The sequence below is a fragment of the Nonomuraea soli genome, from assembly GCF_013761175.1.
Classification (GTDB): domain Bacteria; phylum Actinomycetota; class Actinomycetes; order Streptosporangiales; family Streptosporangiaceae; genus Nonomuraea; species Nonomuraea soli.
Genome location: NZ_JACDUR010000011.1, coordinates 130,363 through 153,786, shown reverse-complemented (window position 1 = coordinate 153,786; position 23,424 = coordinate 130,363). Strand labels below are relative to the sequence as shown.

The 23,424-nt window shown below is 72.2% G+C and carries 21 protein-coding genes; 12 read left to right on the top strand and 9 right to left on the bottom strand.

Features of this window, described 5'->3' with window-relative positions; all coding sequences use genetic code 11:
- Positions 1-23: 23 nt before the first annotated feature.
- Both HNR30_RS44010 and HNR30_RS44005 read right to left on the bottom strand, forming a co-directional pair.
- A complete protein-coding gene (locus HNR30_RS44010; RefSeq protein ID WP_181616184.1) occupies positions 24-698 on the bottom strand; it encodes a hypothetical protein in 675 nt (224 codons plus the stop codon).
- Positions 695-1,180: a SigE family RNA polymerase sigma factor gene (locus tag HNR30_RS44005; protein WP_181616183.1), complete on the bottom strand. Its 486-nt coding sequence runs from the start codon at positions 1,178-1,180 to the stop codon at positions 695-697. Before HNR30_RS44005 ends, HNR30_RS44010 begins: the two co-directional genes overlap by 4 nt.
- Before the next feature lie 110 nt (positions 1,181-1,290).
- Between HNR30_RS44005 and HNR30_RS44000 the strand changes: the two genes are divergently transcribed.
- Positions 1,291-2,118, top strand: a complete 828-nt coding sequence (locus HNR30_RS44000) for an undecaprenyl-diphosphate phosphatase (RefSeq protein ID WP_181616182.1) — start codon at positions 1,291-1,293, stop codon at positions 2,116-2,118.
- Here the strand turns inward: HNR30_RS44000 and HNR30_RS43995 are convergent.
- Positions 2,076-3,059, bottom strand: a complete 984-nt coding sequence (locus HNR30_RS43995) for a type 2 periplasmic-binding domain-containing protein (protein ID WP_181616181.1) — start codon at positions 3,057-3,059, stop codon at positions 2,076-2,078. The two genes, HNR30_RS44000 and HNR30_RS43995, sit on opposite strands and share 43 nt — an antisense overlap.
- A gap of 74 nt (positions 3,060-3,133) precedes the next feature.
- Here HNR30_RS43995 and HNR30_RS43990 point away from each other — a divergent pair, with 74 nt between their 5' ends.
- Positions 3,134-3,739: a TetR/AcrR family transcriptional regulator gene (locus HNR30_RS43990; protein ID WP_181616180.1), complete on the top strand. Its 606-nt coding sequence runs from the start codon at positions 3,134-3,136 to the stop codon at positions 3,737-3,739.
- On the opposite strand, the gene HNR30_RS43985 is transcribed toward HNR30_RS43990, so the two are convergent.
- On the bottom strand, positions 3,709-4,809 hold the full coding sequence (locus tag HNR30_RS43985; protein ID WP_181616179.1) for an MFS transporter: 1,101 nt from the start codon (positions 4,807-4,809) through the stop codon (positions 3,709-3,711). The two genes, HNR30_RS43990 and HNR30_RS43985, sit on opposite strands and share 31 nt — an antisense overlap.
- 91 nt (positions 4,810-4,900) lie before the next feature.
- Here HNR30_RS43985 and HNR30_RS43980 point away from each other — a divergent pair, with 91 nt between their 5' ends.
- The 3 genes from HNR30_RS43980 to HNR30_RS43970 are packed head-to-tail and all read left to right on the top strand — an operon-like array spanning position 4,901 to position 8,191.
- The gene (locus tag HNR30_RS43980) at positions 4,901-5,206 is read left to right on the top strand and encodes an ArsR/SmtB family transcription factor (RefSeq protein WP_181616178.1); all 306 of its coding nucleotides are present in this window, start codon (positions 4,901-4,903) and stop codon (positions 5,204-5,206) included.
- Positions 5,206-7,584: an ATP-dependent helicase HrpB gene (gene hrpB / locus HNR30_RS43975; RefSeq protein ID WP_181616177.1), complete on the top strand. Its 2,379-nt coding sequence runs from the start codon at positions 5,206-5,208 to the stop codon at positions 7,582-7,584. Before HNR30_RS43980 ends, hrpB begins: the two co-directional genes overlap by 1 nt.
- Positions 7,559-8,191 (top strand): hypothetical protein, encoded by a 633-nt coding sequence (locus tag HNR30_RS43970; RefSeq protein ID WP_181616176.1) that lies wholly within the window; start codon positions 7,559-7,561, stop codon positions 8,189-8,191. Before hrpB ends, HNR30_RS43970 begins: the two co-directional genes overlap by 26 nt.
- On the opposite strand, the gene HNR30_RS43965 is transcribed toward HNR30_RS43970, so the two are convergent.
- On the bottom strand, positions 8,181-9,365 hold the full coding sequence (locus HNR30_RS43965) for a threonine synthase (protein WP_181616175.1): 1,185 nt from the start codon (positions 9,363-9,365) through the stop codon (positions 8,181-8,183). The two genes, HNR30_RS43970 and HNR30_RS43965, sit on opposite strands and share 11 nt — an antisense overlap.
- Positions 9,366-9,409: 44 nt before the next feature.
- On the opposite strand from HNR30_RS43965, the gene HNR30_RS43960 reads away from it, so the two are divergent.
- The 7 genes from HNR30_RS43960 to HNR30_RS43930 are packed head-to-tail and all read left to right on the top strand — an operon-like array spanning position 9,410 to position 20,015.
- Positions 9,410-10,258 carry an SPFH domain-containing protein gene (locus HNR30_RS43960; protein ID WP_181616174.1) on the top strand — a complete coding sequence of 283 codons (849 nt, stop codon included), beginning with the start codon at positions 9,410-9,412 and terminating at the stop codon, positions 10,256-10,258.
- Positions 10,251-10,409 (top strand): type II toxin-antitoxin system antitoxin, encoded by a 159-nt coding sequence (locus HNR30_RS43955; RefSeq protein WP_181616173.1) that lies wholly within the window; start codon positions 10,251-10,253, stop codon positions 10,407-10,409. Before HNR30_RS43960 ends, HNR30_RS43955 begins: the two co-directional genes overlap by 8 nt.
- Positions 10,410-10,441: 32 nt before the next feature.
- Complete coding sequence (locus tag HNR30_RS43950; RefSeq protein ID WP_181616172.1) at positions 10,442-11,896, top strand: amidase; 1,455 nt, start codon at positions 10,442-10,444, stop codon at positions 11,894-11,896.
- 49 nt (positions 11,897-11,945) lie between these two features.
- Positions 11,946-14,000, top strand: a complete 2,055-nt coding sequence (locus tag HNR30_RS43945) for a protein kinase domain-containing protein (RefSeq protein ID WP_181616171.1) — start codon at positions 11,946-11,948, stop codon at positions 13,998-14,000.
- A gap of 26 nt (positions 14,001-14,026) precedes the next feature.
- Entirely contained in the window at positions 14,027-16,219 is a 2,193-nt protein-coding gene (locus HNR30_RS43940) for a protein kinase domain-containing protein (RefSeq protein ID WP_181616170.1), read from the top strand.
- A 44-nt stretch (positions 16,220-16,263) separates the two neighbouring features.
- Positions 16,264-18,180 carry a protein kinase domain-containing protein gene (locus tag HNR30_RS43935; protein ID WP_181616169.1) on the top strand — a complete coding sequence of 639 codons (1,917 nt, stop codon included), beginning with the start codon at positions 16,264-16,266 and terminating at the stop codon, positions 18,178-18,180.
- Positions 18,180-20,015: a protein kinase domain-containing protein gene (locus HNR30_RS43930; RefSeq protein WP_181616168.1), complete on the top strand. Its 1,836-nt coding sequence runs from the start codon at positions 18,180-18,182 to the stop codon at positions 20,013-20,015. Before HNR30_RS43935 ends, HNR30_RS43930 begins: the two co-directional genes overlap by 1 nt.
- 33 nt (positions 20,016-20,048) lie before the next feature.
- On the opposite strand, the gene HNR30_RS43925 is transcribed toward HNR30_RS43930, so the two are convergent.
- The 4 genes from HNR30_RS43925 to deoC are packed head-to-tail and all read right to left on the bottom strand — an operon-like array spanning position 20,049 to position 23,416.
- On the bottom strand, positions 20,049-20,888 hold the full coding sequence (locus HNR30_RS43925) for an aldehyde dehydrogenase family protein (protein WP_181616167.1): 840 nt from the start codon (positions 20,886-20,888) through the stop codon (positions 20,049-20,051).
- A complete protein-coding gene (locus HNR30_RS43920; RefSeq protein ID WP_181616166.1) occupies positions 20,885-21,061 on the bottom strand; it encodes a hypothetical protein in 177 nt (58 codons plus the stop codon). Before HNR30_RS43920 ends, HNR30_RS43925 begins: the two co-directional genes overlap by 4 nt.
- Complete coding sequence (locus HNR30_RS43915; RefSeq protein WP_181616165.1) at positions 21,051-22,475, bottom strand: aldehyde dehydrogenase family protein; 1,425 nt, start codon at positions 22,473-22,475, stop codon at positions 21,051-21,053. Before HNR30_RS43915 ends, HNR30_RS43920 begins: the two co-directional genes overlap by 11 nt.
- Positions 22,475-23,416: a deoxyribose-phosphate aldolase gene (gene deoC, locus HNR30_RS43910; RefSeq protein ID WP_181616164.1), complete on the bottom strand. Its 942-nt coding sequence runs from the start codon at positions 23,414-23,416 to the stop codon at positions 22,475-22,477. The genes HNR30_RS43915 and deoC overlap by 1 nt, the downstream gene beginning before the upstream one ends.
- Between the last annotated feature and the right edge of the window lie 8 nt (positions 23,417-23,424).

Genomic DNA, 23,424 nt, shown 5'->3' with positions numbered 1-23,424 from the left:
CATGGCGGGCATTCTTCCAGCAATCAGGCATCGCCGTACACACCCGCTCTCCAGGAACCCGGCTTGACCCCCAGGTCGGCCGCCAGATCGAGGGCGATGTCATACCGAAGCAGATCGGTGGCGCGGTAGCGTCCGTCGCACGTGCCGGCCTCGGCGTGGTAAACCGCGCACGACCGCGGATCGGCCTCGGTGATCGCGGCGTCCGGCGGGAAGACCCAGACCCTGACCTTGCCGGGCGCGCCCCCGATCACGGTCGTCCAGACGCCGTCGCCGCACCGGCCGACGCTCCCCTCGCCCTTGCCGCTCGCCACCACCCACGACCGCGGTTCCTCGCACACCACCCGCACGCGCACACGCTCGCCCGTCGCGGCGAGATCCTCGCCGATGGCGGAGCTGCCCATGCTGACGGCGTCCATCGCGCCGCGCTCGTCGAGATACGGGAGGTCGCCGAGCACCGGGTCCACGCTCCTGGCCGGCGCCGCCGCCACCTGGGTGGTCCGCGGCCCGGTGGCGGCGTCCGGCCACAGGAGGAGGACGGCCGCCCCCGCGACCACCATCCCCACCGTGCCCATCACCCACCGGTAGGCCCTCAGCAACGCCCCCTGCCGCCTGATCTCCGTCACGTCCGGCCCTCTCGTCGGACCCCGCTCGCTGCGCTCCCGCAGCAGCGAGCGCAGGTCGTCGTCGGTGTACGTCATCGCTCCATCACCATCAGGACCTCCGGATCCACACGCAGGCGTCTGAGCGCCCGGCCGAGCTGTGTCTTCACCGTGCCGGGCGAGCACCCGAGCACGCCGGCGCACTGCTGGACCGTGAGCTCCTCGAAGTAGTGCAGGACGACCACCGCCCGCTGCCGCTCGGAGAGCCCTCGGATCGCCGTCCACAACGCCCGCCTGGCATCGTGCTCGTCGGTGAAGTCGTCCTCGGCAGGCTCGGGGAGATCCTCCGTCGGGATCTCGCCGCGCCACCGCCTGCGCCACCAGGAGGCGTGGGTGTTGGTGAGGATGCGGTAGACGTACGGGTCGGGGTCGCCGTCGATGCGCCGCCAGGCCGCCCAGGCCCTGGCCAGCGCGCTCTGCACGAGGTCCTCCGCCGTGGCCCAGTCCCCGGTGAGCAGATAGGCGGTACGGCACAGCCGCGCGTGACGCTGCGTGACGTAGTCCGCGAATCCGTCGTCCATGGGCGAGTCTCCGTTCCTCACAGAGCTCTACCGTCTGGAGATCGCGATCGGATGACACCTCTTTTCCGTTAGCCTCTGCTGTTGTCCGGACGGCGAAAGGTGCGTGGCACGTGGGTTGGTTGGAAGCGGTGGTCCTCGGACTGCTCCAGGGTCTGACGGAGTTCCTGCCGATCTCCTCCAGCGCCCACATCCGCGTCGTCTCCGCGCTGTTCGGCTGGAAGGACCCGGGCGCCGCCTTCACGGCGGTGATCCAGCTCGGCACCGAGGCGGCCGTGCTGATCTACTTCCGCAAGCAGATCTGGGAGATCATTACCACCTGGACCCGCTCCCTGTTCAACCGGGAGCTGCGCGCCGAGCCGGCCGCCCGGATGGGCTGGTACGTCATCATCGGCACGCTGCCCATCGTCGTCCTGGGTCTGCTGTTCGAGGACGAGATCGAGGGTGTCTTCCGCGACCTGCGCCTGATCGCGACCACGCTGATCGTGTTCGGCCTGATCCTGTGGTTCGCCGACCACACGGCGCGCAACAAGCTCACCCTGGAGAAGCACCTCAGCCCGGTCCACGCGATCATCTACGGCCTGGCCCAGTCGCTGGCGCTCATCCCGGGCGTCTCGCGCTCCGGCGGCACGATCACCGCGGGCCTCCTGCTCGACTACCGGCGTGAGGAGGCGGCCCGCTACTCGTTCCTGCTGGCCATTCCCGCCGTGCTCGGCTCGGGCTTCTACCAGCTGCTCGACATCGGAGAGGGTGACGCCCCCGCATGGGGCCCCACCCTCCTGGCCACGGTGATCTCGTTCGTCGTGGGTTATCTGGCGGTCTCGTGGTTCCTGAAGTACATCAGCACCCACAAGTTCACCGGGTTCGTGATCTACAGGATCTGCCTCGGCCTGTTCATCTACCTGGCCGTGTGGCTGGGCTGGATCCCGGCCATCGGCTGAGGCTGCGCGGCCTTCGACGGCCGGCGGCCGGGCAGGGCCAGGAGCACCAGCCCCACCAGCGCCCAGGCTCCGAGTACGGCCAGCGGCCGGCCCAGCGCGGCGCCGTCGAAGAAGACGGTGTTGCGGATGGCCTCCGCTCCAGGGCCCACCGGCAGGTAGTGGCCGATCGCCGCGTACCACTCGGGGATGTAGCGCGCGCCGAGCGGACCGCCGCTCGCCGGTAGGCCGATGACGAGGAAGAGCAGGGCGACCACGCCGACGCCGCCGGGGCCGAGCAGCTTGACCATGCCCGACCCGACCAGCGCCACCGTCAGGACCAGCGCGGACGAGACGGCCGCCAGGTTCCACAGGTCGTTCGGCAGCACCTCGAAGACCGAGTGGGCCAGCCAGGCGATGGCGGTGCCGGCCACCAGCGCACCGCCGACCAGGGCCGCCAGCCTGCCGGCGTAGTTCATGGCGGGGGCGAGCTGGAAGAGCAGCACCGAGAGCATGATCGCGGGGATGAGCAGGCTCATCGTGTAGAACATGCCCGAGATGCCTCCGGCGTCGGCGGGCGGCAGCGCGGCGGCGTCCTCCACCGTGAGCTGCTGCCCTTGGGCCGCCGCGGCGGCCTGGAAGGCGGCGGTGATCACGTTGGCCCCCGCCCGGCCGGCCGCGCCGGCGATGACGAGCCTGTGCTCCGCCGGCACGAGGACGGCGTCGACCTCGCGGTCGAGCAGTGCCCTCGTGGCCTCGCCGGCCGACGGGTAGCCGTGCAGCTCGAACGCCCCGGGCTTGGCCCGGTCGACGGCGGTGGAGAGCTGCTGGACGACCGGGGCGGGACCGACGACGGCGATCGGCACGTCGTGCGGGCTGGGGCTGCTGAAGGCGCCGAGGAACGAGCCCACGAAGAGCATCCCGATGAGGGTGACGCCCACGATGGCTCCGATGACCTTGCCCATCGAAATTCACCACCTGATGACTTCATCAATGTTGAATTCAAGGTAGACGAATTCAACATGGTTGAATAGCCCCTGTGAGCGAGATCTCAACCGAGCGAGGGCGCCGCCCCGGCAACCCGCGGACCAGGGAGTCGATCCTGGAAGCGGCGATGGCCGCCTTCGCGCGGCACGGCTACACGAAGACGACCATCAGAGGGGTGGCGCGCGAGGCCGGAGTCGATCCGGCGCTGGTGATGCACTTCTTCGGCACCAAGGACGGCCTGTTCGACGCGGCCGTCCGCGAGGGCGGCATCCCGGTGACCCTGCTCCGCGAGGTCATCGACGAGGGCGTCGACGGGCTCGGCGAGCGGCTGGCCATGCGCTACCTGCGCCTGTGGGAGGACCCCGAGCTCGGCCCCAGGATGCACGCCGTGGTCTCGGCTGCCACCTCCTCACCCGCCGCGGCGGGGCTGCTCAAGGAGTTCATGCGTGGCCAGCTCATCCGCCCGATCGCCGACCGGCTGGAGGGTGACGACGCCGAGGAGCGGGTGCTGATGATGGCCACGCAGCTCGTCGGCATCGGACTGATGCGATACGTCCTGCGGGTCGAGCCGCTGTCGTCGATGCCGCTGGCCGCCGTGGTCGCCCATGCCGCGCCCAACCTGCAGCGCTACCTGACGGGCACCGCCGCCTCACGGTAGGTCGCCAGGGTGAACACCAGGGCGACCAGCCCGATCACGCTCGACAGCACGATCACCCCGGCCCTGCCGTACCACTCCAGGGCCAGGCCTCCGGCCATGCCGGCCACGAACAGGCCCGCGTACTGACTCGACGACAGCAGGCCGAGCGCCACGGGGACGTTGCCCGGCACGGCGGTCACCGTGCGATACAGCTGCGACGGGCCGACCAGCCAGCCCAGCCCGCCCCAGAGGAACGACCAGACCAGCGCGACGGGCAGCGCCAGGTTGGCCACGGGGGCGAGCGCCATCAGCAGCGTGGCTCCCGCCAGGCCGAGCAGGATCATGCGGCGCGGGCCGTACAGGTCGGTCAGCCTGCCGCCGAAGTGGTTGCCGATCACGGCCCCGAAGCCCCACGCCCACAACACCGCCGGCAGCGGCACGTCGATCAGGGAGTCCAGGTAGGTGTAGGCGGAGAAGGCCGCGGCGAACATCAGCAACTGGGTGAGCAGGACGGCCAGCAGCGCCCGGTCCGCCAGCGGGGCGAACCGGTCGCGGATCCGGCTGGAGGCCTCCAGCCGCAGGTGGGGCACGAAGGCCAGCACGCCCACCAGTCCCACGACGCCGAGTCCCGCGACGGCCCAGAGGGTGGCACGCCACTCGGTGGCGCCCAGCCAGGTGCCGAGCGGCACGCCGATCGCGGCCGCGACGGTCACACCGCCCATCACCAGCGCCAGCGCGCGTCCACGCCGTTCCGGCGGGCTCAGCGCGCTGGCCACGGCGGAGGCGGTCGGGGTGAACATCGCCGCGCCGACGGCGGCCAGCACGCGGGTGACCAGCACGAGCGCGTAGGTGGGCGCCAGGGCCGACAACACGTTGGCCACGACGAAGAAGACCATGGCCATGATGAGCACCGTCCGCCGCGACAGGCGGGCGGTCACGGCGGCCAGGACGGGCGACAGGACCGCGTACGAGAGGGCGAAGACCGTCATCATCTGCCCGGCTGCCGCGGGCGAGACGTCGAGATCGTGAGCGATCGGCTCGACGAGCCCGGCGGTGACGAACATGCCGGTGCCGACCGCGAAATTTCCCAATGCCAGGGGATAGAGGCTTCGTGTCACTCTTGTCACGGTGACCGATAGTTGGATGGTTGTCAAACCTTCCAACTGACCTATGCTGGATCCCATGCGTTCGCCACAGCACCCGGCCACCGACGACATCCAGCTCACCGAGGTGCTCCGGGCCCTGTCCGATCCGGTGCGGCTGGAGATCCTCGGACGGCTGGCGCGCGAAGGCCACCTCTACTGCTTCGAGCTGGGCGCGGAGATGGATCTGCACAAGTCGACGCTGTCGCACCACTACCGCATCCTGCGCGAGGCGGGAGTGACGCACACCAGCCAGGAGGGCAGGCGCAAGCGCCTCACGCTGCGCCGCGACGACCTCGACGCGCGCTTTCCCGGCCTGCTCGACTCGATCCTGGCCGCCGTCTGATGCTTCCCCTCCCCGACCTGCTGCGGGCGCTCGGCGAACACGGCAGCGCCGTGCTGACCGCGCCGCCCGGCACCGGCAAGACCACGGTGGTCCCGCTCGCGCTGGCCGAAGAAGGTCTGCGCGTGCTGGTCGCCGAGCCGCGCCGCCTGGCCGTACGGGCCGCCGCGCGCCGCATGGGCGTCAGCTACACCATCCGCGGCGAGCGGGTGACGGGCGCCAACCCGATGGTCGAGGTGGTCACCACGGGCGTGCTGCTCCAGCGGCTGCAGCGCAACCCCGAGCTCCCCGGTGTCGACGTCGTGATGCTCGACGAGTGCCACGAACGCCATCTCGACGCCGACACCGCGCTGGCCTTCCTGCTCGACGTGCGCGACACGCTCCGCCCCGACCTGCGGCTCATCGCCACCTCCGCGACCGCCGACGTCGAGCCGTGGTCCAGGCTGCTCGGCGACGCGCCCGTCGTGACAGGCACCGGCTCCGCGTACCCCGTCGAGGTCGTCTGGGCGCCGCCCGACCGGCCTGTCGCCCCTCCTCACGGCCTGCGCGTCGACCCCGCACTGCTGTCCCACGTGGCCTCGGTCGTACGGCAGGCGCTCGCCGCGTCCGAGGGCGACGTGCTGTGCTTCCTGCCCGGCGTGGGCGAGATCAGGAGGGTCGCGGCGCACCTCGGCGACCTGGCCTGCGAGGTGCTCCAGGTCCACGGGCAGGCCCCCGCCGCCGTGCAGGACGCGGTCCTGTCAGCGGGCTCCGCGCGCCGGGTCGTGCTGGCCACCTCCGTCGCCGAGTCCTCGCTCACCGTGCCGGGCGTCAGGGTCGTCGTCGACGCCGGGCTGGCCCGCGAGCCGCGCACCGACCACGCGCGCGGGCTGAGCTCGCTCACGACCGTGCGCGTCTCCCGCGCCGCCGCCACCCAGCGGGCCGGCCGGGCCGGCCGCGAGGCTCCCGGCACGGTGTACCGGTGCTGGAGCGAGGCCGAGCACGCGCGCCTGGCCGAGCACCCGCGTCCCGAGATCGTCCTGGCCGACCTGACCGCCTTCGCGCTCCAGGCCGCCTGCTGGGGCGGCTCCGAGCTCGCCCTGCTCGACCAGCCGCCCGCCGCCGCCCTGGCCGCCGCCCAGGCGGTGCTGCGCGAGCTCGGCGCGCTGGAGGAGCGTGTCACGGGCCTGGGACGGCGCATGGCGCTCATGGGGGTCCACCCGCGGCTGGCCAGGGCGCTGCTGGAGCTGGGCGCTCCGGCCGCCGAGGTGGTGGCCCTGCTGTCGGAGCAACTGCCCAGGGAGGCGGGCGACGACCTGGCCGAGGTCTGGCGTACGGCACGGCGGGGCGGCGACGGCTTCAGCGCGCGATGGCGGCAGGAGGTCAGGCGCCTCAAGCAGGCCGCCGGCCCGGACCCGGGTCGAGGCCAGGCGAGCGGCACCCCGGCCTCCCCATCGGCGCCGGGCCCGGTCCCCGACGACACGCTCGCCGGGCGCGCCGTCGCGCTGGCCTTCCCCGAGCGGGTCGCCAGAAAGCGCGGCTCCGGTTTCCTGATGGCCAACGGCACCCGCGCCGAGCCGGCCGCGGGCTCCCGCCTCGCCACCGCCGAATGGCTGGCCATCGCGGTGGCCGACCGCCAGACGGGCCAGGCCTCCGCCCGCATCAGGCAGGCCGTGGTGATCGACGAGGAGACCGCGGCGCTGGCCGTACCTCCGACGACAGGCCAGGAGGTCGTCTGGCGCGACGGCGACGTGGTGGCGCGGAGCGTCACCAGGCTGGGCGCGATCGAGCTGTCGTCACGCCCGCTGGAGGGCGCCGACGTGCGCGAGGCGCTTCTCGCCGGCCTGCGCTCCGACGACGTGCTGACCTGGAGCCGCGAGGCGCTGGCGCTCAGGGACCGGCTGGCCTTCTGCCACCGCCACCTGGGCGAGCCGTGGCACCCCGTGGACGACCTGGTCGCCCTGGCCGACCTGTGGCTGGAGCCCGAGCTGTCACGCGCCAGGAGACGCAAGGACCTCGAACGCATCGACGTGGCCCAGGCGTTGCGCAGGCTCGTCCCGTGGAGCGAGCGCCTGGAGGAACGGGCACCCGAGCGCATCGAGGTGCCCAGCGGGTCGAAGATCAGGGTCGACTACTCGGGCGAGCGGCCGGTGCTGGCGGTCAAACTCCAGGAGCTGTTCGGCTGGGACGACGCGCCGCGCGTCTGCGGCGTGCCGATGGTGATCCACCTGCTCTCGCCCGCCGGCCGGCCCGCCGCCATCACGGCCGACTTGGCGACGTTCTGGCGGGAGGGATACCGTGCGGTCCGCGCCGAGCTGCGGGGGCGCTATCCGAAGCACCCGTGGCCGGAGGACCCCCTGGAAGCGGTGGCGAGTCGTGGAACCAAGCGCGGCGGCGCGTAACAACGCGGAGTGGTGCGACCTGGTGTGCCGCACCCACGGCCTGCCCGGCCGGTTCGGCGGGCGGGCGTGGACCAACCCGCGCCGCACGCACGTCTACTACCCCGACGCGGTCACCCTCTCCCCCGACGCGACCCCCGACGACGTGCTGGCCGCCATCGACACGGGCGCCGGAGCCTCCGTCAAGGACAGCTTCGCCACGCTGGACCTGGGCCCTCATGGCTTCCACGTGCTTTTCGAGGCCCAGTGGATCGCCCGGCCGCCGATCCCCGCGCCCGCGGTGGACGGCTGGGAGGTGACCACCGACGTGCGTGCGTGGAGCACGTCCTACCCCGACGGCCTGTTCCTGCCCGAGCTGCTGGAGGAGGCGACCCTGGTCTGGCGCCCCGGCACGGGCTGCGGCGCGGCGCTCAACACGACCGGCGACGTCGTGGGCCTGTCCAACGTCTTCGGCGACCCCGGCGCCGCCTTCCCCGGCGCGGTCGCGATGGCGGCCGAGCTCTTCCCCGGACGCCCCCTCGTCGGCTACGAGGCGGGCCAGGAGCTGGAGGCGGCGGTGTTGGCCGGCTTCCAGCCCATCGGACCGCTGCGGGTGTGGCTCAAGGATTGATCAGCCGCTCCACGCTCTCCCAGGTCGCCTCGGCCGTGGCGGGCACCCGCTCACCCACGCCCTTGTCCTTGAGCCCGCTGGAGGTGGAGACGCACACCACCGGGCCGTCGAAGCTCCGCCCGAGCTGACGGAAGCCCGCCACCGATGCGGCTCCCGACATCTCCGCCCACATGCCGCGCGCGGCCATCCAGCGCTGGGCCTCGGCCATCTCCTCGTCGCTCAAGGTCAGAGCCTGGCCGCCGCTGCCGCGCAGGGCCACGACGCCCCGGTAGCCGCTGACGGAGGCACCGATCGAGTAGGCGTCGGAGCTGCGGTAGTCGACCTTGGCCGTGTCCTGGCCCGAGCGGAAGGCGACGGCCAGCGGGCCGCTGGTGGCGGGCTCGCAGGAGTAGAGCCGGGGCACGTCGGCGATCACACCGAGATCCCGCAGCTCGGCGAAGCCCTTCCAGACGCCGTAGATGAGCTCGGCGTATCCGGTCGGCACGAAGACCGCGGCAGGGGCCTGGCCCAGCTGGCTGTACAGCTCGTAGGAGATCGTCTTGTAGCCCTCGGGCCCGAAGCCGTGCCCGGTGTGGGTGACGGTCAGGTTGCTGACCGGGTGGTAGCCGAGGCGCTCGACGATCTGCCTCATCAGCGGCCAGCGCCCGGCCGCCGGCACCGACAGCACGTGCGCGCCGTACGCCCGCAGGAAGTCCTGGACGACCGGGGGCGACTCCGCCGAGCCCAGCACGATCGCGGGCAGCCCGGCGCGTGCGGCGTAGGCCGCCGCCGAGGCTCCGTGATTGCCGGAGGAGGCCACGACGACACCGGGCGCCCCCGCCCCGATCGCCGCGCTCACCGTGACCCGGTTCAGCCGGTCCTTGTGCGACCAGGTCGGGTTGCGCGACTCGTCCTTCACGAACAGACCGTCGAGCTCCACGAGCGGAGTGCCGCCCTCGCCGAGCGTGGGCGCGTGCAGCGGCGGGAGCAAGGGGGCCCAGCGGGCGATGTCGGGCAGCGGCGGCTGCTTGAACAACTCGGGCGAGACGTCCGCGTAGTCGTAGTCGACCTCGACCGGGTAGGCCACCTCGGCCGTGCTGGTCTCGGGGCAGCCCGCGGTCAGCGGCGGCCAGAGGGGGAAGCGGATCGCGGGATCGCCGAGTGAACGCTGTCCGGTTGCCAGGGATTCCGTCATATGAGCTATCTTAGTGATATCACTTCGATAGCAAGGAGCCGGGCATGGAACGACGCGTCTTCAGGGTGAACGGTTTTCTCGTCCTGCTGATCCTGCTGGCACTCGGCGCGGCCGCCTACTTCGCCGCCGGGGGCGACGAGACCAGGCTGCTCGTGTTCGGCGGGGTGTGGGTGGTGCTCTTCCTCTTCGCCACGACGGGCTTCACCGTGGTCAATCCCAACCAGTCCAAGGTGGTGCAGTTCCTCGGCCGTTACATCGGCAGCGTCTCGTCGGCCGGCTTCCAGTGGGTGCCGCCGCTGACCAGCAAGCGGCAGGTCACGCTGCGGGTGCGCAACTTCGAGACCGCCAAGCTCAAGGTCAACGACGCGGTGGGCAACCCGGTGGAGATCGCCGCGGTCATCGTCTACAAGGTCACCGACACCGCCAAGGCCGTCTTCTCCGTCGACGACTACGAGGAGTACGTGGCCATCCAGTCCGAGGCCGCCGTGCGTCACCTGGCCACCACACACCCCTACGACTCGCACGAGGCCGACGTCACCAGCCTGCGCGACGGCGCCGAGGTGGCCGGCGAGCTCACCACCGAGCTGCGCGACCGCACCGAACTGGCCGGGGTCGAGGTCCTGGAGGCCCGCATCACCCACCTCGCCTACGCACCCGAGATCGCCCAGGCCATGCTGGTGCGCCAGCAGGCCGCCCAGGTCGTCGCCGCCCGCACCCGCATCGTCGAGGGCGCCGTCGGCATGGTCCAGCTCGCGCTCGACCGGCTGGCCGCCGAGGGCGTCGTCGACCTCGACGAGGAGCGCAAGGCGCAGATGGTCTCCAACCTGCTGGTCGTCCTGTGCGGCGACCGGGCGACGCAGCCGGTGGTCAACGCCGGCAGTCTGTATGCCTGAGCGCAAGCGGCTCCTGCTCCGGCTGGATCCGGAGGTCTACGACGCCGTCGCCAAGTGGGCCGCCGACGACCTGCGCAGCATCAACGCGCAGATCGAGTTCGCGCTCCGGCTGGCGTTGAAGCAAGCGGGGCGGGAGCCGCGCAAGGACTAGCATGCCGCCTGATATGCCAGTTAAATCGTGGCATGTCATGGGCCGGACGATCAGCCGTTGAGATAGCGGAGGCGGTACGGCAGGGCGAGGTGTCCGCCGTCACCGTGGTGGAGCAGCACCTGGAGGTCATCGCCAAGCGCGACCAGGCCGTCGGGGCCTTCCGGGTGCTGCGCGAGCAGGCGCTCGACGAGGCGCGTGCCGTCCAGGACCGCCGCGACCGCGACGACCTCCCGCTCGCCGGCGTGCCGGTCGCGGTCAAGGACAACCTCGAGGTCGCGGGCCTGCCCACCCGCAACGGCTCGCGCGCCACCTCCCAGGAACCCGCGAGCGCCGACCACCCCGCGGTCGCCCGGCTCAAGGCCGCGGGCGCGATCGTGGTGGGCGTCACCAACGTGCCCGAACTGTGCCTGGTGGGCTTCGGCGACAGCGTGTTCGGCACCGTGCGCAACCCCTGGAACCTCACCCGCACGGCAGGCGGCTCCTCCAGCGGCGGCGCCGCGGCCGTGGCCGCGGGAATGGTGCCCATCGCCCTCGGGAACGACGGCATGGGCTCCCTGCGCATCCCCGCCGCCTGCTGCGGTGTGCTGGCCATCAAGCCGGGGCCCGGCCTGGTCCCGCCGCCCGCGCACGACTGGCGCGGGCTGTCCGAGAACGGGCCGATGGCCACCTCCGTCGCCGACCTGTCGCTGGCGCTGTCGGTGCTGGCCGCCGACCCGGGCCTGGCCGAATGCTGGCGCGCCGGCACCCGCACCGACCCGTCGCCGCGCCTGCTGCGCTCGGTGTGGGACGACTCGGACGACTACGCCGTGCGCGCGCCCGGCGAGTCGCGCCACAGCAGCCCTGAGCCGTTCGACCTGCGCCTGGGCGTCGCCCCCCAGCCGCTGCCCGTCGGCCTGAACGTGGACAAGGAGTTCCAGGGCGCGGTCCGCGCCGCCGCCGACGCCCTGCGCAACGCCGGGCACACCTCGCTCGACCACACCCGCCGCCTGCCCGCCTGGCTCGGGCCCGCCACGATAGCCACCTGGCTGACCTGCGCCGCCGAGGACGCCGACGAGCTGGACACGGCCAGGCTGGAACCGCGTACGCGAGGTCTGGCACGGGCCGGGCGGCTGTTCAGGCGCCTCGGACTCGACGGCGCCCGGAGCCGGGCACGCTGGACCCGATCCGGCGCCGAGGTCTGGTTCGACGGCTCCGACGTGATGGTCGCGCCGACCCTGGCCATGCTGCCGCCGAAGGCCGACCGCTGGGGACGCCGCGGCCTGCTGCGCAACCTGCTCATCAACGTGCGCTACGCCCCCGTGACCGGGCCGTGGAACATGTCGGGCTGGCCCGCGATCACCGTGCCGTTCGCGACCCACTCCAGCGGCATGCCGCTGGGCATCCAGCTCGTCGCGCCTCCCGGCGGCGAACCCCACCTGCTCGGGCTGGCCGCCCAGTTGGAGAGGGCCCGGCCGTGGCCGAAACACGCGCCCGGCTACTCCTCGTAGTCCTGAGACAGCGGTGTCGGTATTGATCTGATGTGGCACGATTTCCCCCGTGACTGGGGGACAACTGGGGCCGGTGATTCCGGGCTACCAGCTCATCGAGGCAGTCGGGCAGGGCGGATTCGCCGTCGTCTACCGTGCTCTGCACGAGCGGGTCGGGCGCGTCGTCGCCGTGAAAGTGCTCTCGGTCACCGACCTCGACGAGCGGGCCGTGCGCAACTTCCGTCGCGAACTCGAGGTGACCAGCCGGCTCAGCGACCACCCCAACATCGTGGCCGCCCTCGACACCGGCGCCACCGCCGACGGCCGGCCGTACATCGTCATGGACTTCTACGAGGCCGGCAGCCTGTACGGCAGGCTGCGCACCTCGGGAGCGCTCCCAGTCCCCGACGTGCTCCGCATCGGCGTCAAGGTCGCCGCGGCCCTCGCCGCCGTGCACGAAGCCGGGGTCTTCCACGGCGACATCAAGCCGCAGAACATCCTCATGTCCAAGTACGGCGAGCCGGCGCTGGCCGACTTCGGCGTCGCCCGCATGCTCGACGTCGGGCAGCTGTCGTCCAACACGCTCACCCTCACCCCGCACCACGCGGCCCCCGAGGTACTCAACGGGTCGCCGCAGACCGTGGCGTCCGACGTGTACGCGCTGGGGTCGACGCTGTACCAGCTGCTGTCGGGACGGCCCGCGTTCTACGAGCCGGGGGACGTGGGGGTGGCGCCACTGCTGCTGCGGGTGCTGCGGCAGCCGCTGCCCCCGCTGGAGCGGCCGGACGTGCCGGTGGCGCTTCGGGCGCTGGTCGAGCGGGCGATGGCCAAGCAGGCCGGCGAGCGTCCCGCGGACGCCTGGGCGTTCGCGGGGGCGCTGCAGGAGGTGCAGCGCGGCCTCGGGCTGCCGGTGACGGAACCCGCCGCCGTCACCCCGGCCGCCCCGCCGCCAGCCCACTTCTCGGCGCCGCCATCCGCCCACTTCCCGGCGCCGCCTCAGCCCTCGGCGCCCGGCCCCGCCGTACAACCGGCCGCCGTGCCCCCGAGCCCGCCGCCGCACCGGACCACTGTCCCCACGCCACCCGTCGCGCCGCCGTCGCACTCCGGCGGCGGGCGCGGATCCCGGCGGTGGGTCGTCGCCGCGGTGGCGACGGCCGTCACCGTGGTGGCCGCGGCCGTCGCCGTCAGCCTCTCCACCAGCGGCTCCACCCCCGCCACCGCCGCCGACGGCGCCACCCGGCCGCCGCGCCCCACTCCCACCGAGACCGCCGGCACCCCCACACCCAGCGCGTCGCCGCAGCCCACCAGGAAGGCGTCGGCCCTCGCCAAGGTCACCCTGACGGCCGGCACCACCGGCCCCGCCGCCCCCGGCCAGTCGTTCCAGCTCAAGCTGACCGGCCGCCTGCGCAACGGGCACCCCGCCAACCTCTCGCGCGCCGCCGTCGAGTACCACAGCGCCAACCCGCAGGTCGCCACGGTGAGCCCCGACGGCCAGGTCACCGTGCTCGCCAAGGGCCAGGTCCGGATCACCGCGAAGGTGACCATGAACGGCATCTCGCGCGTCGCCGCCCTCCCCCTCGACGTCGGCGGTACGGCGACGCCGACCCCCAGCGCCTCCCGGCAGGCCGCGCCGAAGACCGTGAAGGTGCCCGCGTCCCTCACCAACATGGTCCGCGGCGGCGCCTACTCCGGCGACGCCTTCCCGTCCTGCGCGACCTGCAAGGTGAAGTACGGCAACCCGGCCTACTATCGCGAAACCTACTTCCGCTTCGACCTCGGGGCGGTCAAGGTCAAGCCCGCCCGGATCCGCTCGATCGTGCTCCACGCGTGGATGCACGTCGACGACCACGGGGACGTGGAGGGCAGCGCGATCGCGTACGCCATGGGCAACAACTGGACCTCCCGCGTCACCATGGACAGCCGCCCGCAGGTGGGCAACCGGATCGCCAACTTCCCGCCGGTCGGCGACACGGGCACCTGGGTGGAGCTCGACCTCACCGGCTACTTCACGTCGAAGCTCGGCGGCCAGGCCAGCATCGCCCTGGCCGAGGAGAAGGGCGTGGGGCTGGCCGTCGGCGGACTGTCGTCGGGCTTCAAGCCGTACCTGGAGATCACTACCCGATAGATCCGCGTATGGCACGATTTATCCCCGTGACGTTGGAGATCCCTGGGTACCAGCTCCTCGAGCCGGTCGGCGAAGGCGGCTTCGCGGTCGTCTACCGCGCCCAGCACGAGCGCCTGGGGCGCACGGTCGCGGTCAAGGTCCTCACCGTGAGCAGGATCGACGAACGTGTGCTGCGCGGATTCGGCCGCGAGCTCGAGGTGACCAGCCGGCTCAGCGACCACCCCAACGTGGTCGCCGCGCTCGACACCGGCGTCACCTCGGACGGCAAACCGTACATCGTCATGGACTTCTACGAAGGCGGCAGCCTCTACGACCGCCTCCAGTCGGCCGGGCCGCTCCCCCTGCACGAGGCGCTCCGCATCGGCGTCAAGATCGGCGGCGCCCTGGCCGCCGTCCACCACGTCGGGGTCTTCCACGGTGACGTCAAACCACAGAACATCCTGCTCTCCAGGTACGGCGAGCCGGCGCTGGCCGACTTCGGCGTCGCCCGCATGCTCGACGTCGGGCAGCTGTCGTCGCACACGCTGACGCTCACGCCGTACCACGCTGCGCCTGAGGTGCTCAACGGGTCGCCGCAGACCGTGTCGTCCGACGTGTACGCGCTCGGGTCGACGTTGTGGCAGTTGCTGGCCGGGCGGCCCGCGTACTTCGAACCGGGGGACACGGGGGTGGCGCCGCTGCTGCTGCGTGTGCTCCAGCGGCCGGTCCCGCCGCTGCCACGCCAGGACGTGCCGGAGGTGCTGCGGCGCCTCGTCGAACGGGCGATGGCCAAGTCGCCGGAGGAGCGGCCCCGGGACGCGCTGGCGTTCGCGGTGGAGGTTCAGGGGGTGCAGCAGGCGCTGGGGCTGGCGGTGAGCGAACTGCCCCAGCACACGGCCATCACGCCACGCTCGCCGGGACCGCAACTGTCGGGACCGATGTCTTCGGGCGCACAGGCATCGGGACCACAGCCGTCGGGACCGGTGTTGTCGGGACCGATGCCTCCCGGGCCGATGGCCTCCGGACCGCTGCCGGGGTTCTCCTCCGTGCCGCCGTCGTTCGGCGCCCCACTGCCCCAGCAGCCCGCCACACCCGGCCAGCCGACCCCGCTCCCGCACCCCACGCCTGCCACCGCGCCCTCGCAGTTCGGCCAAGGCGCCCCGCCGCTTCCCGCACCCCGGGGCCCCGCCCCCATGCCCGTTCCCCGCCCCCCATCCGGTGGCGCAGGCAGCACTACCCCGACCGCGCCCGTGGCGCGGCGCAGGTGGCCCGCCGTCGTCGGGGCCGGGGCCGCTGTGGCTGTCGTCGCCGTGGCCGCCGCCGTGTTCCTGGCCACCCGCGAGCCCGACCCGCCCACCCGGGCCCTGACCGCCACCACCACGCCCCCGCCCGCGCAGGCCACCCCCACCCCCACCCCGAGCGCGTCCCCCTCGCCCAGGCGTCCCGAGGCCGCGCTGAAGACCGTCTCCCTGGCCCCCGAAGCCCACACCCTCCTGCCCGGCCAGACGCTCCAGCTCGCCCCGAAGGCGGTCCTGGCCGACGGCCGCAAGGCCGATCTCGCCAAGGCCAAGGTCACCTACAGCAGCTCCGACCCGCAGGTGGCCGCCGTCGACGACGAGGGCCTGGTCACCGCCGCCAAGCCGGGCACCGCGGAGCTGACCGCCCGGGTGACCGCGGGCGGACGCACCCGGAAGGCCACCACCACCGTGCGCGTGGCGCCCGCCGCCAGGAAGCCTTCGGCGATCATCGTGCGGGCGTCGTCGTCCGCCGACGTCCGCGGCGGAAGCTACGCGAACGCGATGTTCCCCGCCTGCTCCCAGTGCGAGGTGAAGGGCTCGCCGAACCCGAGCTACGCCCGGGAGACCTACCTGGGCTTCGACCTGAGCGGCGTCACGGCCAAGCCCGCGGACATCGCCTCGGTGAAGCTGCGCGTGTTCGCCTACGTCGAGGACGACCGCGGCAAGAGCAAGGAGGTCTTCCAGGTCCACACCACGGGTGACGCGTGGAAGGCGCTCGACGTCACCTGGAACTCGCGGCCCGCGGTGGGCGGGCGGCTGGCGACGCTGACCGTGTCCGACGTGGGCCGCTGGTACACGGTCGACATCACGCAGTACGCCAGGTCGAAGCTGGGCGGGCGGCTGAGTGTGGCCTTCGCGGACGCGGACCAGAGCGACGGCCGCATCGTGATCCGGGCGGTGGGCGAGGCCTCCAACGCCCAGTTGAAGATCGTCAAGCGCTGAGGCCAAAAAAGCGAATCGAAATCGGGATATGTCATCATCCCGGCGTGACTGGGGGAGATCTTGGCGACCGCATACCCGGATACCGGCTGATCGAGCCGGTAGGCCAGGGCGGGTTCGCGATCGTCTACCGCGCCCTCAACGAGCGGCTCGGCCGTACGGTCGCGGTCAAGATCCTGTCGGTGGCCGGCATCGACGAGCGGGCGCTGCGCAACTTCCGGCGCGAGCTGGAGGTCACCAGCCGCCTCAGCGACCACCCCAACATCGTCACCGCCCTCGACACCGGCACCACCGCCGCCGGCCGGCCGTTCATCGCCATGGACTTCTACGAGGGCGGCAGCCTCTACGACCGCCTGCGCGCCGCAGGAGGCCTCCCGGTCCAGGAGACGCTGCACCTCGGGATCAAGGTGGCCGGTGCGCTGGCGGCCGTGCACGAGACGGGCGTCTTCCACGGTGACGTCAAGCCGCAGAACATCCTGCTGTCCAGGTACGGCGAGCCCGCGCTGGCCGACTTCGGCGTCGCCCGGATGCTCGACGTCGGGCAGCTCTCGTCCAACACGCTCAACCTGACGCCGCACCACGCCGCGCCCGAGGTGCTCCACGGCTCTCCGCAGAGCGTCGCCTCCGACGTCTACGCCCTCGGGTCGACGCTCTACCAGCTGCTCTCCGGCCGCCCGGCCTTCTACGACCCCGCCGACGCCGGCGTGGCCCCGCTGCTGCTGCGCGTGCTCCGCCAGCCGCTCCCGCCCCTCCAGCGCCCCGACGTGCCCGATGGGCTCCGGCAGCTCATCGAGCGCGCCATGGCCAAGGACCCGGCCGCCCGGCACCGTGACACCCTCACGCTCGCCGAGGAGTTGCAGGAGTTCCAGCGTGCGTCCGGCCAGCCCGTCACGAGCCTGCCCGCCCTGCTCCAGGCGCCCCAGCCGCTCCCCCGGCAGCCGGTGCCGCCGCAAGCCCCGGCCAGGGCGGCACCCGGGAAGCGGACCTGGCCGATCGTCACCGCGTCGGTCGCCGCCGCCGCGATCGCGGTCGCGGCGGCGGTGATTCTCACCCGCGACGACCCTGCCACGGGACGACGTTCCGTCGCCGCGGAGCCTCCCGGCCTGCCGACCCAGCCCGCCGCGGGCACGATCGAACCCACCGCGAGCCCCGCCGCCCGCAAGGCGCGCAAGCCGGTGCTGGAGACCGTCTCCCTGACCCCCGCGGTGCACAGCCTGCGGCCCAGGCAGACCGTGCGGCTCAACCCCGAGGGCACCACCTCCGCCGACCGGCCCGCGGACCTGGCCAAGGCCACGGTCGTCTACGAGAGCTCGGCACCCGCCGTCGCGTCGGTGGACGCCCGCGGGCTGGTCACCGCGCTCAAGGCGGGTACGGCCCTGCTGACCGTCCGGGTCACCGCGGGCGACCGCACTCACACCGCGACCACCACCGTCCGCGTCGTGGTCCCGGAGAAGAAGACCAGGACGATCAGGGTCCCCGTCACCGCCTCCGCCGACGTGCGCAGCGGCAGCTACGCCAACGCGATGTTCCCCACCTGCTCGGTCTGCGAGGTGAAGGGCGCGGGGAAGGGTTTCTGGGTCCGCGAGTCCTACTTCGGCTTCGACCTGGGCTCGGTCAAGGTCAGGCCCACCGAGATCACCTCGGTCACCCTGCACGTGTTCGCCGTCACCGCCGACGGCAACGGCTCCGACGCCGACGTGGACGTCCACGTGCTGGGCGACGCGTGGAAGGCCATGGACGTCACCTGGAACTCCAAACCCGAGCTCGGAGCCCGGCTCGGCACGCTGCACGCCGACCGAACCGGGCGCTGGCACACGCTGGCCATCACGTCCTACGCCAAGTCCGAGCTCGGCGGCCGGCTCAGCCTGGGATTCGCCGACGACCGCACCGACGGCCTGCGCACCCACCTCAGCGGCGTCGGCAGCGGCACATCGGCCGCGTACCTGGAGATCAGGACCTCGTGATGGCGGGCGAGAACATCCCCGGCTACCAGCTGGTCGAGCCCGTGGGCCAGGGCGGCTTCGCCGTCGTCTACCGGGCGGTCAACGAACGGCTGGGCCGCGAGGTCGCGGTCAAGGTCCTGTCGGTGACCAACGTCGACGAGCGCGCGCTGCGCGGCTTCCGGCGCGAGCTCGACGTGACCGCCAGGCTGAGCCACCATCCCAACATCGTCGCCGCCCTCGACACAGGCCTGACCGCGCTCGGCCGGCCGTACATCGCGATGGACCTCTACGAGGGTGGCAGCCTGGCCGACCGGCTGCGGGCCCACGGCGGGCTGCCGGTGCAGGAGGTGCTGCGGGCCGGTGTGAAGATCGCCGGGGCGCTCGCGGCCGTGCACGAGACGGGCGTCTTCCACGGTGACGTCAAGCCGCAGAACATCCTGCTGTCCAGGTACGGCGAGCCCGCGCTGGCCGACTTCGGCGTCGCCCGGATGCTCGACGTCGGGCAGCTCTCGTCCAACACGCTGAGCTTCACCCCTCATCACGCCGCGCCGGAGGTGCTCAACGGCCGGCCGCAGAGCGTCGCCTCCGACGTCTACGCCCTCGGATCGACGCTCTACCAGCTGCTCTCCGGCCGCCCCGCCTTCTACGACCCAGGAGACGCCGGTGTCGCCCCGCTGGTGATGCGCGTGATCAATCAGCCGCTGCCGCCGCTGCGGCGCTCCGACGTGCCTGCCCCGCTCCGCAAGCTCCTGGAACGGGCCATGGCCAAGGCTCCGGCGGACCGGCCACGCGACGCCCGGTCCCTGGCTGTGGAACTCCAGGGGCTGCAGCGCGCGCTCGGGGTACCGGTCACCGAGCTGCCGGAACCGCTCTCGGCGCCGGAGACCACGCTCCCCCGCGAACCCTCGAAGCGGCGGCGGCCATGGCCGGTCGTCGCCGCCGTGGCGACCGTCGCGGCGGTGGCCGCCGTCGCCGCCGTGGTGCTGCTCGACGGCTCGCCGGAGGCCGGCGGGCCGCGGTTGCGCGCCGAGCAGCCCATCGTCCCCACCCAGCCGGCCGAGAAGACCACCAGGCCGGGGCGGACCACGCAGCCCACTCCCCGCAGGACGAAGAAGCCCACGATCCGGACGGTCTCCCTGACCCCGGCGGTCCACCGGCTCGCTCCGGGAAGGACCGTCCGGCTCGCGCCCAAGGGCGTCGGGCAGGCCACGGTCGCCTACGAGAGCTCCGACCCCGCCGTCGCCACCGTCGACGCGGACGGCCTGGTGACCGCCGTCAAGCCGGGCGCCGCCGTCCTGACCGTCCGCGTGAACGTCGCGGGCAAGGAGCAGACCGCCACCACGGCGGTCCGCGTCACCGCCCCGGCCAGGAAGACGACCAAGGTGACGGCGTCAGCGGCGGCGGACGTCCAGGCGGGGACGTTCGCGGACGTCATGTACCCCACGTGCGCCGAGTGCGGGATCAAGAGCCACAAGCAGACCAGCCTCAACCGCGAGACCTACCTCGGCTTCGACCTCGGCTCGGTCAAGGGTGAGGTCGTCTCGGTCACGCTGCACGTGAGCGCGCGGGTCGCCGACGACTCGGGGGACGGCGCGGAGGACGTCCACGTGCACGCCGTCGGCGACGCCTGGAAGGCCCTGGACGTGACGTGGAACTCGCGGCCGCCGCTCGGCGCCAGGCTGGGGACGCTGGACGTCGTGAAATCGCCGCGATGGCTCACCCTCGACATCACGAAGTACGCCAGGAGCAAGCTCGGCGGCCGGATGAGCCTGGCTTTCGCCGACGACAACTACCCCAAGGGGCTGCGGGTCTACGTCGGCGGCACGACCGCCTATCTGACGGTCACCACCCGCTGAAGGCCGGGAGTACCCCGGCCTTCAGCGGGAGCGTCAGATCCCGACCGGGTGCCAGACCGTCTTGGTCTCCAGGAAGCGCGTCATGCGCTCCAGGCCGGGCTCGGCCGTCCAGTCTTCTGCCACGGGCCGGATGACCCGCTTCAGGTTCTCGGCCGCGTCCTGCTCGGCCTTGAGCGCGAGCTCGGGGTCGTCGACCCCGGTCAGGTCGAGGCCGTTGACGTCCATGTGCGCGGCCAGGCCGGGCACGAGCTCCTTCTGGAAGCCGGTGAGCAGGTTGACCACGCCGCCGGGCAGGTCGGAGGTGGCCAGCACCTCCCCGAACGTGATGGCCGCCATCGGCGAGGAGCACACGACCACGCAGGTGTTGCCGGTGACGATCACCGGGGCGATCACGGAGATCAGCCCCAGGAACGGGTCGGACGGCGCGACCACGGCGACGACGCCGCTGGGCTCGGGCGTCGACAGGTTGAAGTACGGCCCGGCGACCGGGTTGGCGCTGCCGTGCACCGAAGCGATCTTGTCGGACCATCCGGCGTACCAGACCAGCCGGTCGACGGCCGCGTCGACCTGCTCGGCCGCCGCCTTCTTGCCGCCGCCGATCTCCTCGGCGAACTGCGCCCTGCGCCCCTCGAGCATCTCGGCGACGCGGTAGAGGATCTGGCCGCGGTTGTACGGCGTGGCGCCCGACCAGCCGGCGAAGGCCTTGCGGGCGGCGGAGACGGCGTCGCGCGCGTCCTTGCGCGAAGCACGCGCGGCGTTGGCGACGAACTCACCCTTGGAGGAGGCCACCACGTAGGACCTTCCGCTCTCGGACCGGGGGAAGGCCCCGCCGATGTACAGCTTGTATGTCTTGCGGACGGACAACCGGGTCATCGTGGCTCCTGGATCGGCCGTACCGGCACGAAGATCTGACCGCAGCGGCTCACACCGCAGCGGTGGGCGAACGAGCCGGTGCGGACCGGGCGGCCGGCGCGGGCGTAGGCCTTGCCCCGCGTGGCCAGCGACCGGCGGCTACGGCGCTTGGACAGCCGGTGATCACACATCAAGGTAGGCCTCCAGCCCTCGCAGCCCGCCTTCCCTGCCGTAGCCCGACTCCTTGTATCCGCCGAAGGGCGAGGTGGGGTCGAACTTGTTGAAGGTGTTGGCCCACACGACTCCGGCGCGCAGCCGGTCGGCCATCCACAGGATGCGCGAGCCCTTCTCGGTCCAGACGCCCGCGGACAGGCCGTAGGGCGTGTTGTTGGCCTTCTCGACGGCCTCGGCCGGAGTGCGGAAGGTCAGCACGGACAGGACCGGGCCGAAGATCTCTTCGCGGGCGATCCTGTGTGACTGCGCGACCTCGGTGAAGAGCGTCGGGGCGAACCAGAAACCCTTGGCGGGCAGCTCGCACGCGGGCGACCAGCGGGCGGCGCCCTCGGCCTCGCCCGCGTCGGACAGCTCGCGGATCTTCGCGAGCTGCTCGGCGGAGTTGATCGCGCCGATGTCGGTGTTCTTGTCGAGGGGGTCGCCGACGCGCAGGGTCGAGACGCGGCGCTTCAGGGATTCGAGCACGACGTCGTAGACCGACTCCTGGACCAGCAGGCGCGAGCCCGCGCAGCAGACGTGGCCCTGGTTGAAGAAGATGCCGTTGACGATGCCCTCGACGGCCTGGTCGATGGCGGCGTCGTCGAAGACGATGTTGGCGGCCTTGCCGCCGAGCTCCAGGGTGAGCTTCTTGTCGGTGCCCGCGACGGTGCGGGCGATGATGCGCCCTACCTCGGTGGAGCCGGTGAAGGCCACCTTGTTGACGTCGGGGTGGGCGACCACGGCGGCGCCGGTCTGGCCCGCGCCGGTGACGATGTTGACCACGCCGGGCGGCAGGTCGGCCTGCTGGCAGATCTCGGCGAAGGCCAGGGCGGTCAGCGGGGTGGTCTCGGCGGGCTTGAGCACCACCGTGTTGCCGCAGGCGAGCGCCGGGGCGATCTTCCAGGCCAGCATGAGGAGCGGGAAGTTCCACGGGATGACCTGGCCGGCCACGCCGAGCGGCCTGGCGTCGCCGTAGCCGGCGTACTTCAGCTTGTCGGCCCAGCCCGCGTAGTAGAAGAAGTGGGCGGCGACGAGCGGCAGGTCGACGTCGCGCGACTCGCGGATGGGCTTGCCGTTGTCGATCGACTCCAGCACGGCCAGCTCGCGGGCGCGCTCCTGGATGAGGCGGGCGATGCGGAACAGGTACTTGGCCCGCTCGCTGCCGGGGAGCTGGCTCCACACGCCGAAGGCCTTGCGGGCCGACTGGACGGCGCGGTCGACGTCGTCGGAGGTGGCGCTGGCGATCTCCGCCAGCTTCTCCTCCGTGGCCGGGTCGATGGTCTTGAACGGCTTGCCGGAGCCCTCGACGAACTCGCCGTCGATGAACAGGCCGTAGGACGACTTGATGTCGACGACGTCGCGCGATTCCGGCGCAGGTGCGTATTCGAACATCATCAGTCCAAGGTGAAGTAGTCGGGACCGGCGTAGCGGCCGGTGGTGAGCTTCTGGCGCTGCATCAGCAGGTCGTTCAGGAGCGTGGAGGCGCCGAGGCGGAACCAGTCGGGGGACAGCCAGTCGTCGCCGACGGTCTCGTTGACCAGGACCAGCATCTTGATGGCGTCCTTGGTGGTGCGGATGCCGCCCGCGGGCTTCACGCCGATCTGGGTGCCGGTGGTGGCGCGGAAGTCGCGGACCGCCTCCAGCATGATCAGCGTGACCGGGAGGGTGGCGGCGGGCTGCACCTTGCCCGTGGAGGTCTTGATGAAGTCGCCTCCGGCGATCATCGCCAGCCAGGACGCCCGCCGTACGTTGTCGTAGGTCGCGAGCTCGCCGGTCTCGAGGATGACCTTGAGGTGGGCGTCGCCGCAGGCGGCCTTCACCGCGACGATCTCCTCGTAGACCTTGAGGTAGTCGCCGGACAGGAACGCTCCGCGGTCGATGACCATGTCGATCTCGTCGGCTCCCGCCGCGACCGCCAGGGCGGTGTCGCTGACCTTGACCTCGAGCGAGGAGCGCCCGCTGGGGAAGGCGGTGGAGACCGAGGCGACCTTGACCCCTGAGCCCTTGAGCGTCTCGACGGCCACGTGGACGAGGTCGGGGTAGACGCAGACCGCTGCCACCCTGGGCGCGCCCTCTCCGGGGTGCATCGCCTTGGTCGACATCGCCCGGACCTTGCCGGGGGTGTCGGCGCCCTCCAGGGTGGTCAGGTCGACCATGGAGATGGCCAGGTCGATCGCCTGGGCCTTGGCGGTGGTCTTGATGGAGCGGGTGCCGAGCATGGCAGCGCGCTGGTCCGCGCCCACCCGGTCGACGCCGGGCAGGCCGTGCAGGAATGCTCGCAACGCCGCATTGGAAGATGCGACGTCGGCGAGCGAAGTAGTCACAGTTGACACCATCACAGCAT